Origin of the sequence: Ramlibacter henchirensis, assembly GCF_004682015.1 — a bacterium.
Taxonomy (GTDB): domain Bacteria; phylum Pseudomonadota; class Gammaproteobacteria; order Burkholderiales; family Burkholderiaceae_C; genus Ramlibacter; species Ramlibacter henchirensis.
On sequence record NZ_SMLM01000003.1, the window covers coordinates 517367 to 528370 of the forward strand.

10 protein-coding genes are annotated in these 11004 nt (G+C 68.7%); 9 read left to right on the plus strand and 1 reads right to left on the minus strand.

Features of this window, described 5'->3' with window-relative positions; genetic code table 11:
* Positions 1-79 precede the first annotated feature (79 nt).
* From EZ313_RS20550 to EZ313_RS20565, 4 genes are read left to right on the plus strand one after another with little or no spacing between them, the layout of a single operon-like run.
* The gene (locus EZ313_RS20550; RefSeq protein WP_135265173.1) at positions 80-1153 is read left to right on the plus strand and encodes an NAD/NADP-dependent octopine/nopaline dehydrogenase family protein; all 1074 of its coding nucleotides are present in this window, start codon (positions 80-82) and stop codon (positions 1151-1153) included.
* 1 nt (position 1154) lies between these two features.
* Complete coding sequence (locus EZ313_RS20555) at positions 1155-2141, plus strand: 3-hydroxybutyryl-CoA dehydrogenase (protein WP_135265174.1); 987 nt, start codon at positions 1155-1157, stop codon at positions 2139-2141.
* Positions 2138-2938 carry an alpha/beta fold hydrolase gene (locus EZ313_RS20560; RefSeq protein ID WP_135265175.1) on the plus strand — a complete coding sequence of 267 codons (801 nt, stop codon included), beginning with the start codon at positions 2138-2140 and terminating at the stop codon, positions 2936-2938. Before EZ313_RS20555 ends, EZ313_RS20560 begins: the two co-directional genes overlap by 4 nt.
* On the plus strand, positions 2935-3855 hold the full coding sequence (locus EZ313_RS20565) for a quinone oxidoreductase family protein (protein ID WP_135265176.1): 921 nt from the start codon (positions 2935-2937) through the stop codon (positions 3853-3855). Before EZ313_RS20560 ends, EZ313_RS20565 begins: the two co-directional genes overlap by 4 nt.
* A 112-nt stretch (positions 3856-3967) precedes the next feature.
* On the opposite strand, the gene EZ313_RS20570 is transcribed toward EZ313_RS20565, so the two are convergent.
* Positions 3968-4381, minus strand: a complete 414-nt coding sequence (locus tag EZ313_RS20570; RefSeq protein ID WP_338106329.1) for a MarR family winged helix-turn-helix transcriptional regulator — start codon at positions 4379-4381, stop codon at positions 3968-3970.
* A gap of 70 nt (positions 4382-4451) precedes the next feature.
* Here EZ313_RS20570 and EZ313_RS20575 point away from each other — a divergent pair, with 70 nt between their 5' ends.
* The 5 genes from EZ313_RS20575 to EZ313_RS20595 are packed head-to-tail and all read left to right on the plus strand — an operon-like array spanning position 4452 to position 10998.
* Positions 4452-6590, plus strand: coding sequence for a thiamine pyrophosphate-dependent enzyme (locus EZ313_RS20575; protein WP_135265177.1), 2139 nt, complete (start codon positions 4452-4454; stop codon positions 6588-6590).
* Between the two features lie 7 nt (positions 6591-6597).
* Positions 6598-8115 carry an indolepyruvate oxidoreductase subunit beta family protein gene (locus tag EZ313_RS20580; protein ID WP_135265178.1) on the plus strand — a complete coding sequence of 506 codons (1518 nt, stop codon included), beginning with the start codon at positions 6598-6600 and terminating at the stop codon, positions 8113-8115.
* 58 nt (positions 8116-8173) lie between these two features.
* Entirely contained in the window at positions 8174-9166 is a 993-nt protein-coding gene (locus tag EZ313_RS20585; protein WP_135265179.1) for a PDR/VanB family oxidoreductase, read from the plus strand.
* A gap of 28 nt (positions 9167-9194) precedes the next feature.
* Positions 9195-10505 carry an aromatic ring-hydroxylating dioxygenase subunit alpha gene (locus EZ313_RS20590; RefSeq protein ID WP_135265342.1) on the plus strand — a complete coding sequence of 437 codons (1311 nt, stop codon included), beginning with the start codon at positions 9195-9197 and terminating at the stop codon, positions 10503-10505.
* Between the two features lie 10 nt (positions 10506-10515).
* Positions 10516-10998 carry an aromatic-ring-hydroxylating dioxygenase subunit beta gene (locus tag EZ313_RS20595; RefSeq protein WP_135265180.1) on the plus strand — a complete coding sequence of 161 codons (483 nt, stop codon included), beginning with the start codon at positions 10516-10518 and terminating at the stop codon, positions 10996-10998.
* Positions 10999-11004: the final 6 nt, after the last annotated feature.

Sequence of the window (11004 nt, forward strand, 5' to 3'; positions counted from 1 at the left end):
GCAGCGCACACATCCTTGACAGATCAATATATGAAAAGTAATGTACCCCGCCGGCGTTGCGCCGGGCAGGAGTACACAGATGAGAATCGCCATCCTCGGCGGTGGCCACGGCTGCTACGCGGCCGCCGCCGACCTCGCCGAAGCCGGTCACCAGGTGAGCCTCTGGCGCCGTGACGCCAGGGCGCTGCAGCCCGTCATCGACAGCGGCTCGATCAAGCTCAAGGACGCCGACGGCGCGCGCGACGTGGCCATCGCCCGCGCGACGGCCGACATCCGCGATGCACTCTCCGGTGCCCAGCTTGTCCTGATCCCTTCGCCGGCGATCGCCCAGGCCGATATCGCGCGAGCCATGGCGCCGCACCTGGTGGACGGCCAGGTCGTGTTCCTGCCGCCGGGCACTTTCGGAAGCTTCGTGATGGCCCGCATCGTCCGTGAGAGCGGCAATCGCGCCGACGTCGCCTGGGCCGAGACGGGCACCTTGCCCTGGCTCGCGCGCAAGCATGGCGAGCGCGAGGTCAACGTCACGGTGCGAGCCGTGCGTTTGCCGACAGGCGTCTACCCGGCTCGCAAGGCCGAGCAGGCGCTCGCGGTGATCCGTGAAGCCTTCCCCAGCGTGCACGGATGCGGTGACGCGTTGTCCGGCGCGTTGATGAACGCGGGTCCGATCATCCACCCGCCCTTGATCGTGATGAACGCGGCCCCGCTGCAGCACTTCGAGCGCTGGGACATCCACAACGAAGGCACGCAGCCCGCGGTGCGGGCCGTAACGGACCGGCTGGACCAGGAACGCATCGCGGTGCGCGAGGCGCTCGGTTATTCCGCGCCTCACTATCCGCTCGCCGACCACTACCTCAACGACCGCTGGATGTACGGCGACGCCCACAAGAAACTGGTGAAGTCCGGCGACTGGCGCGAGAACATCGACCTGCACACGCACCGCTACGTAACGGAAGACACGGAGCTGGGCCTCGCGTTCCTGGCGTCCGTGGCCCGTTGGACGGGAACGGACGCACCGATCGCCCAGGGGCTGCTGGCCGTCGTCGGCGGTTTCCTCGGCCGCGACCTGCGCCGCGGGCAGCGCACGCTGGAAGGCCTCGGGCTCGCCGGCATGCGCCGCGAAGACCTGCAGCAACTGCTTCACAAGGGCGAATGACATGGCGCGCTTCGTTGCCGTCGGTGCGGGGCGGATGGGCCGCGGCATCGCGATCAGTTTTGCTTACGCCGGCTACCGCATCGCGCTCGTGGACCTGCGCCAGCGCAGCCCCGAGGCCTGGAGCAAGCTGCGGGAGGAGGCCATGGCCGAGGTCCGCGCGAGCCTGCAAGGCCTGGTGAAACTCGGCGCGCTCCAGCCGGAGCAAGTGGAGCCCATCGCCAGCCGCGTGGAACTGGTCGACGCCGCCGGCGCAGCGGCGGCGCTTGCGCAAGCCGAGCTCGTGTTCGAGGGCGTACCCGAGACGATGGAGGCCAAGCGAGACGCCTTCGCGCAGATCAACCGGCTCTGCCGCGAGGACGCCATTCTCACTTCCACCACCAGCAGCATCCTGGTGACGCAGCTGGCGGAACTGGTGCACCGGCCGGAGCGCTTCCTCAACATGCACTGGCTCAATCCCGCGTACCTGATCCCGGTGGTGGAGCTGAGCACGCATGCGGGCACCAACGCGGAAGTCGTGGCTCGCACCCGTGCACTGATGGAAGGCATCGGCAAGCTGCCGGTCGTGTGCGGGCCGGCGCCCGGCTACATCGTGCCGCGCCTGCAGGCGCTGGTGATGAACGAGGCAGCGCGCATGGTGGAGGAGGGCGTCGCCACCGCCGAGGAAATCGACAAGGCCACTCGCTTCGGCATGGGCCTGCGCTTCGCAGCGCTGGGGGTCGTGGAGTTCATCGATTTCGGCGGCTGCGACATCCTGTTCCACGCCAGCCGCGAGATGGCCGGCACCATCGACGCCTCCCGCTACGAGACGCCGGGCATCGTCACGAAGATGATGGAAGAGGGCCGGCTGGGGCTGAAGACCGGCAGCGGCTTCTACGAGTACGCAGGGAAAGACACGGGCGCTTACCGCGTGGACGTGCTGTCGCGAACGCTCGGCATGCTGCGGCACGCGGGCTTGTGGCGGCCGCCGGCCGACAAGACCCTCGCATGAAGGTCCGGCGCGCCTTCGCCGACCTGCCGCACGGGCAGGTCCACTACGCGGAGTGCGGTGACCCCCGCCGGCCCGCGGTGCTGCTGCTGCACCAGACCCCGCGCAGCTGGGCCGAGTACCGCGAGGTGCTGCCGCTGATCGGCGCCAGCTACCGGGCGATCGCCATGGACACGGCAGGCTTCGGCGACTCGGAGCCGCCCAGCGGCCCGGCCTCCATCGAGACCTGGGCGGCCGTCGCGGTGCAGTTGCTCGATGCCCTGGGGCTGCCGCGCGTGCATGTCGTGGGCCACCACACGGGCGGCGTCATCGCGGTGGAGCTCGCGGCCCGCCATGCGGAGCGGGTGGCCTCGCTGGTGCTGTCCTCCACGCCGTACACCGATGAAGCGTTCCGCCGCGCGCGTGCGCAGCGTCCGCCCATCGATGCGGTCGAGCCGGCGGACGACGGCAGCCATCTCGCCGAGTTGTGGCGCAAGCGCCAGTCGTTCTATCCGCCCGGCCGGCCCGAACTGCTCCTTGCCTTCGTGCAGGACGCAATGAAGGTGCGCGGCGACGTGGAAGGGGGCCATCGGGCGGTCGCTTCGTATCGCATGGAGGACTGCATCGCGCAGGTGCGGCAACCCACGCTGCTGATCAAGGCCATGGACGATCCCTTCGCGGCGCCTCACGCGCAGGAGCTGCACGAACGGCTGCCGCAGGCCCGCATCGAGGAGATCCCCGGCGGCATGGTGCCCTTGCCCGACCAGCTGCCGGCCGCCTTCGCGGACGCGGTCCTGCGCTTTCTGGACGAGCAGCCGTGAAGGCGCTGCGCGTGCACGCCTGGGGCGAACCGCCTCGCGTCGAAGAGCTCCCCGATCCGGCGCCGTCGCCCGGCCGCTCCATCGTCCGCATGCACGCGGCGACGGTCGGGCACATCGACCGCACGATCTGGAGCGGCGCCTTCCTGCGCCATCCGCCGCTGCCGTACATCCCGGGAGTGGAAGGCGCGGGCGTGGTCGTGCACAGCGAGCGCTTCGCCGCCGGCCAGCGCGTCTGGCTGCGCGGCGCCGGGCTCGGCACGGTTCGCAACGGAACCTGGTGCGAACTGGTCGACGCGCCCGACCATGCACTCGGCGCCTTGCCCGAGCAGGTGCCGATGGCGCTCGGCTCGGCCTTCTTTTCGCCGTCGACCTCGGCCTGGGTCGCGCTGCACGACGTGGGCCAGGTCCGCGAAGGCCAGCGTGTGCTGGTGACAGGCGCGACCGGCGCGGTGGGCTCGCTCGTCTTGCAACTGGCACGCGACGCGGGTGCGCAGGTCCGTGCGGTGTACTTCGATGAAGAGCAGCGCTCGCGCCTGCCGGCGCACTTCGATGCGGTGTCTGCGGACGCGCTGGCGCCGGAGGCCGACCTGCTGCTCGACACCGTGGGCGGCGACGCGCTGCCTGCCGCACTTCGCGGTGTCGCGCCCGGCGGCCGCGCGGTGCTCGTGGGCTATGCCGGCGGCACCGAAACCAGGCTGGACTTGCCCGAGCTATTGCAGCGCGACATCGCGCTGCTGCCGCTGAACATGTTCCGACGCGAGGCTTCCGGCCGCGCCGCCGCGCCGGCATTGCTGGAGCGGCTTGCGCAAGGCCGATTACAGCTCGAGGTCACGGAGTTTCCGTTCGAGCAGGCGGGCGCTGCGCTCGAGTGGATCACCCGCCGCGGTCACCGCGGCCGGGCGGTGCTGGTGCTCTAGCTGCCGCGCTGGGCCTGTTCGATCAGCCGCGCCAGCGTGTTCTTCAGCTCTGCTGCGCGTGATGCACCGAAGGGTGCGAGCACGCGACGCTCGTGCTCGCGCGCCAGCGGGATCAGCTGCGAAGCAGCCTTGCTCCCTGAGGGGTAATGCTTACCAGCGTGATGCGCCGGTCTCCCTGATAAGGCAGGCGGCGCACATGCCCGCAGCCTTCCATGCGATCGAGAACCTTGGTCAGCGTGGGCTGCTTCATCACCACGATCTGCGCGAGGCGAGTGATGCTCAAGGGCTGCCCGTCGGCCAGCGTGGCCAGCACACGCCACTCCGACGGCGAGAAACCGCGCGCGCCGACCACGTCGTGGAACTCGCCCGCGATCACCTGATGGGCCTGCGCGAGCAGGGCCGGCAGGTAGTCAGCGACGAAGTCCCCGCCCATCGAATCGGCCTGGCTGGATGAGCCGCGATGGTGCGCGCCCGAGCTTCCCGACCTAGGGAAATCACGGGGTTCAGAAATCGCATGACTTTTCATATGTTCCAGCTTAAACTAAATCCGCACGCAGGCAGTGCGAGGCGTTGCTTACCCGGGAAACAGGAAGGCCATGGCTGAGAGATCGTTCGTCGAGGAAGTGAAGAAGCTGCGGCTGGGCGCCGGGGAAACGTTCCGCGGCGAGGGCATCCTGGCCGTGACCAAGGCGCTGCTGGAATCGGGCGTGGCGTACGTCGCCGGCTACCAGGGCGCGCCGATCTCGCACCTGATGGATGTGCTGGCCGACGCGCAGGACATCCTGGCCGAGCACGGCATCCGGTTCGAGAACAGCGCGAGCGAGGCCACGGCCGCAGCCACGCTGGCCGCGTCGGTGAACTATCCGTTGCGCGGCGCCGTGACCTTCAAGGCGACCGTCGGCACCAACGTGGCCTCGGACGCGCTGGCCAACCTGGCCTCGGGCGGCGTCACCGGCGGCGCGCTGATCGTGGTGGGCGAGGACTACGGCGAAGGCTCTTCGATCATGCAGGAGCGCAGCCACGCCTTCGCGATGAAGTCGCAGATCTGGATGCTCGACCCGCGTCCCAACCTCCCGTCCATCGTCGCCGCGGTCAAGCAGGGCTTCGAGCTTTCGGAAGCCAGCAACACGCCGGTGATGCTGCAGCTGCGCATCCGCGCCTGCCACGTGCACGGCGAGTTCACCGCCTCCGACAACAAGCGCCCGGCCTTCACCATCGGCGACGCGCTGGACAACCCGCAGCGCGACGTCAGCCGCATCGTCCTGCCGCCCGCGAGCTTCCAGCACGAGCAGGAGAAGGTGCGCGACCGCTGGCCCGCCGCCGTGCGCTACATCGAGTCGCACGGGCTCAACGAATTCTTCGCCGAAGGCACGGACGACATCGGCATCGTCGTGCAGGGCGGCTGCTACAACACGCTGGTCCGCGTGCTCGAGCGGCTGGGCTTCGCCGACATCTACGGCAACAGCCGGGTGCCGCTGTACGTGATGAACGTGGCCTATCCGGTGATCGACTCCGAAGTGCGGCGCTTCTGCGAAGGCAAGCGCGCGGTGCTCATGGTCGAGGAAGGCCAGCCCAACTTCGTCGAGCAGAACGTGGCTTCCATCCTGCGCCAGTCCGGTGCCGCGACCGCGCTGCACGGCAAGGACATGCTGCCGGTCGCGGGCGAATACACGGCCGCCGAGACGCTCAAGGGCGTGCGCGCGTTCCTCGAGCGCTACGGCCGCCTCCAGCCTGAACCGGCGCCGGTGAAGGTTCCCAAGGTGATCCCGCTCAAGCCGCTGGCCGAGGACGTGCAGGCCCGGCCGCCGGGCTTTTGCACCGGCTGCCCGGAGCGCCCCATCTTCTCGGCCATGAAGCTGGTCGAGCGCGAGCTCGGGCCGCACCACGTCAGCGCCGACATCGGCTGCCACCTGTTCTCCATCCTGCCGCCCTTCAACCTCGGCAACACGACGATGGGCTACGGCCTCGGCACGGCGGGCGCCGCGGCGCTGAACGCGCCGGACCACAAGCGCGCCATCAGCGTGATGGGTGACGGCGGCTTCTGGCACAACGGCCTGACCAGCGGCATCGCGAACGCGGTCTTCAACCGCAACGACAACCTGACGATCGTCGTCGACAACAACTACACCTCGGCCACCGGCGGCCAGGACATCCTGTCGTCGCAGGCCAGCAACCCGACGCGCAGCACCCGCCACGAGATCGAACAGGCCGTGCGAGGCGTCGGCGTCAAGTGGGTCCGCACGATGCGGCGCACGTACGACGTGAAGGGCATGCGCGACGCGCTGCGCGAGGCGCTCACGACCAGGGACAAGGGCCCCAAGGTCCTGATCGCGCAGTCCGAGTGCATGCTGAACAAGCAGCGCCGCGAGAAGCCTTTGGTGCGCAAGGCCGTGGCCGAGGGCAAGCGGGTCGTGCGCGAGCGTTTCGGCATCGATCCCGACACCTGCACGGGCGACCACTCCTGCATCCGCCTGAACGGCTGCCCCTCGCTGTCGATCAAGCCCAACCCCGACCCGCTGCGCACCGACCCGATCGCGACCGTGATCGATTCCTGCGTCGGCTGTGGACTTTGCGGCGAGGTCGCGCATGCCGCCGTGCTGTGCCCGTCCTTCTACAAGGCCCAGATCGTCACCAACCCCACGGGCTGGGACAAGTTCCGCCGCAAGGTGTCGGGCGCGGTGATCGGCTACCTCCAGCGCCGCGACGCGCGCGCCCGCCGCCAGTACGCGTTCTGAGCGCGCCATGAGCAGAGTGCAGCCGATCAAGATCGCGATCCTCGCCATGGGCGGCGAGGGCGGCGGCGTGCTGGCCGACTGGATCGTCGACCTGGCGGAGTTCAACGGCTTCATGGGCCAGAGCACTTCCGTGCCCGGGGTCGCGCAACGCACCGGCGCGACCATCTATTACGTCGAGCTGTACCCGAAGGCGCAGGCCGAGGCCGACGGCGGCACGCCCGTGCTGGCGCTGATGCCGCTGCCGGGCGATGTGGACGTGGTGATCGCTTCCGAGCTGATGGAAGCGGGCCGGGCGGTGGCGCGCGGACTGGTCACGCCGGACCGCACCACGCTGATCGCGTCGACCCACCGCGTCTATTCCATCGTCGAGAAGACCGCGATGGGCGACGGCCGCGTGGACCCTTCCAATCTGCTCGCGCACGCGCAAGCCGCCGCCAAGCGTTTCGTGCACTTCGACATGGAGAAGGCCGCCGACGAGGCCGGCAGCGTGATCAGTGCCGTCCTGTTCGGCGCTCTCGCCGGCACCGGCGTGCTGCCGTTCAGCCGCGCGCAGTTCGAGGCGACCATCGAGCGCGGCGGCGTGGGCGTCAAGACGAGCCTGAAGGCCTTCGGCGCCGCCTTCGATCGCGCCAACGTGCCGGTCGAGCTCAAGCAGGTGGACGAGCCGTTCTCGATGCCCGCTCCGGCCGACCCGAAGCTCAAGGCGCTGGTCGACCGCATCGCGCGCGACTTCCCCGCGCAGGCTCACCCGGTGCTCGTGGAAGGCGTGCGTCGTCTCGTCGACTTCCAGGATCCCGCCTATGCCGGCCTCTACCTCGACCGGCTGCAGAAGGTGCGCGACCTGCCCGCCGGCGGCGATCCCCAGCTGCTGTTCGAGACGGCGCGCCACCTCGCGCTCTGGATGTCGTACGAGGACACGATCCGCGTGGCCGAACTCAAGACGCGCTCCTCGCGGTTCGAACGCGTGGAAGCCGAAGTGCGCCTCAAGCCCGACCAGCTGCTGGCCATCAACGAATTCATGCACCCGCGCTTGCAGGAGATTGCCGAGACGCTGCCCGCGGGGCTGGGCAACTGGCTGCTGCGCTCGGGCTGGCCGCGTCGCCTGGTCGAGCGCTTTACCCGCGAAGGGCGCGTGGTCCGCACCAGCTCGCTCGGCGGTTTCATGACGCTGTACCTCCTGTCGGGCATGAAGCGCTGGCGGCGCAGCACGCTGCGCTATGCCGCGGAGAACCGTCGCATCGAGGAATGGCTGGCGCACATCGCGGCCGCGGCCTCCCTCAATCCGCAACTGGCCACCGAAGTGGCGCAGTGCCAGCGGCTGGTCAAGGGGTACAGCGAGACGCACGAGCGCGGCCTGCGCAACTACGAGACGCTGATGGCCGCCGTGCGTGAAGGCGGCGCCCGCCTGGCACCGGCCACGGTCCGCGAGCTGCGCGACGCCGCCCTGTCCGATGAACGCGGCGACAAGCTGCGCATCGCGCTCGGCCGGCATGCATTGACACCCCAGCTGCGAGAGGCCGCATGAGCCGCCCGGCCGCTCCGAAGGCTCATAGCACCGCAGCCCGCAGGGCGAAGGTTGTCCAATGACCACGGACGAGGGCCTGCTGCTCACGCTGCGCGTCGAGGAAGCGCGCACGTTGAAGCCGCTGATCCGGATGCTGCGGCTGCGCGCCGAAGACGGCGCCGTGCTGCCCCCGTTCACCGCCGGCTCCCACATCCGCGTCAAGGTGAAGCTGCCGGACGGAAGCGAGGACTGGCGGCACTATTCGCTGGTCAATCTCTCGGCCGGCGGCGACCTGCACACGCCGCACGAGTACACCATCGCCGTTCGCCGCGAAGACGATGGCCGGGGCGGCTCGCGCTTCATGCACCAGGCGCTGCAGGCGGGGGACCGCGTCGTCGTCGAAGCGCCGCGCAACGAATTTCCGCTGCGGGACGGCCCCGGCTGCGCCGTCCTGCTGGCGGGAGGCATCGGCATCACGCCGATGACCAGCATGGCCGCGCAGCGCCGCGCCGACAAGCTGCCGGTGCGAATGGTGTACGCCGGCCGCAGCCGCGAGCTGATGGCCTTCCTGCCGCAATTGCAGGACCTGCTCGGCGAAGACCTCCAGGTGCACGCCGATGCCGAAGCCGGCGGTCCGCTGGACGTCGACCGCGTGCTCGATGCCTGCGGCGATGCCGACCAGCTCTATGTCTGCGGCCCGAAGGTGCTGCTGGACAAGGTCCTGGAGCGGACCCAGGCGCGCGGCTGGACGCATGACCGGGTCCACTTCGAACTGTTCACGACCCCGGTCGCCGAAGTGGGCGACCAGCCCTTTGAGGTGGTGCTGTCGCAAAGCGGCCAGAGCTTCCAGGTGCCCGTCGGGCAGACGGTGCTGGACTGCCTGATCGAGCATGGCTGCGATCCCCTGTTCGATTGCAAGCGAGGCGAATGCGGGGTCTGCTCCGCGTCCGTCCTCGAAGGCGACATCGACCACCGCGACTACTTCCTGAGCGATGCCGAGAAGGCGAGCGGGAAGGTCATGCAGATCTGCGTCTCGCGCGTGCGCGGGCCGCGACTCGTCCTGGACATGTGAAGGAGCCATTCCAGTGAAGACCACGCAAATGAACTACCGCGGCAACCCGGAGGCGCTGCGTGCGCTCGTCGAACCGGATCGCGTTCACCGCGACATCTACATCAACCAGGAAGTGTTCGAACTGGAGCAGGAACACTTCTTCGCCAACACCTGGAACTACGTCGGCCACGACAGCCAGGTCCCCAAGCCCGGCGACTACATGACGAACGAAATCGGCGGCCGCCCGCTGATCGTCGTGCGCCACACGGACGGCAGCGTCAAGGTGATGATGAACCGGTGCGCCCACAAGGGATCGCGCCTGGTCAACGACGGCTGCGGCAACACGGGCAAGTTCTTCCGCTGCCCCTACCACGCCTGGACCTTCAAGACGGACGGTTCGCTGCTGGCCATCCCGCTGAAGCTGGGCTACGAAGGCACGCGGCTTTCGGAATGCGAGAGCGCCAAGGGCCTGGTGACGCTCAAGAACGTGCGCGTCTACCGCGGCTTCATCTTCGCCAAGATCAACGACGTCGGCCCCGATTTCGAGGCGTACTTCGGCGAATCGCTCAGCTCCATGGACAACATGGCCGACCGCTCGCCCGAGGGCGAACTGGAGATCGCGGGCGGGTGCCTGCGCTTCATGCACCAGTGCAACTGGAAGATGTTCGTCGAGAACCTGAACGACACCATGCATCCGATGGTGGCGCACGAGTCGTCCGCCGGCACCGCCAAGAAGATGTGGGCCGACAAGCCCGCCGATGCGCCCAAGCCCATGGCCATCGAGCAGTTCGTGCCCTTCATGTCCGACTACAAGTTCTTCGAGGACATGGGCGTGCGGGTGTTCGACAACGGCCACAGCTTCTCGGGCGTCAACTTCAGCATCCACAGCAAGTACTCCGGCATCCCGGCCTACGAGCAGGCGATGAAGGCGAAGTACGGCGACGAACGCGCGGCGCAGATCCTGGGCCTGACGCGCCACAACACCGTCTACTACCCGAACCTCACCATCAAGGGCGCCATCCAGGCCATCCGCGTCGTCAAGCCGATCGCGGCCGACAAGACGCTGGTGGAGAGCTGGACCTTCCGCTTGAAGGGCGCGCCGCCGGAGCTGCTGCAGCGCACCACCATGTACAGCCGGCTGATCAACTCGCCTTTCTCGGTCGTCGGCCACGACGACCTGCAGGCCTACCGCGGCATCCAGGCCGGCCTGCAGGCGAGCGGCAACGACTGGGTCAGCCTGCATCGCAACTTCCACGAGAGCGAGATCGGCAAGGCGGAGGTGACCACCAACGGCACCAGCGAGATCTCCATGCGCAACCAGTACCGGGCCTGGGCGCGGTACATGACGCTCGACATGTGAAGGGGCGGCCATGAGCGACATCACCCGCCAGGACCTGATCGATTTCGTCGTGCGCGAAGCGCGCCTGCTGGACGCCAAGCGCTACGAGGAGTGGAACGCGCTGTTCGCGGACGACGGCATCTACTGGGTGCCGCTGGTGCCCGACCAGCCGGACGGCATCAATCACACCTCGCACATGTACGAGGACAAGCTGCTGCGCGACCTGCGCATCGAGCGCCTCAAGAGCCCGCGCGCCTTTTCGCAGCAGCCGCCGAGCCGGCCGCACCACCTGCTGCAGACGCCCACCGTCGAGACGTTCGACGCGGCCGCGAACCGTTACGTGGTGCGCACCGAATTCCATTACACCGAGTCGCAGGGCGACGAGCTGCACTTCTTCGTCGGCCACACCCTGCATGAGCTCACGGTGCAGGGCGGGGCGCTGCGAATCACGCTCAAGCGCGTGAACCTGCTCAATCCCGACGCCGCGCTGCCCGCCGTCCAGCTGTTCATCTGAGGCCGC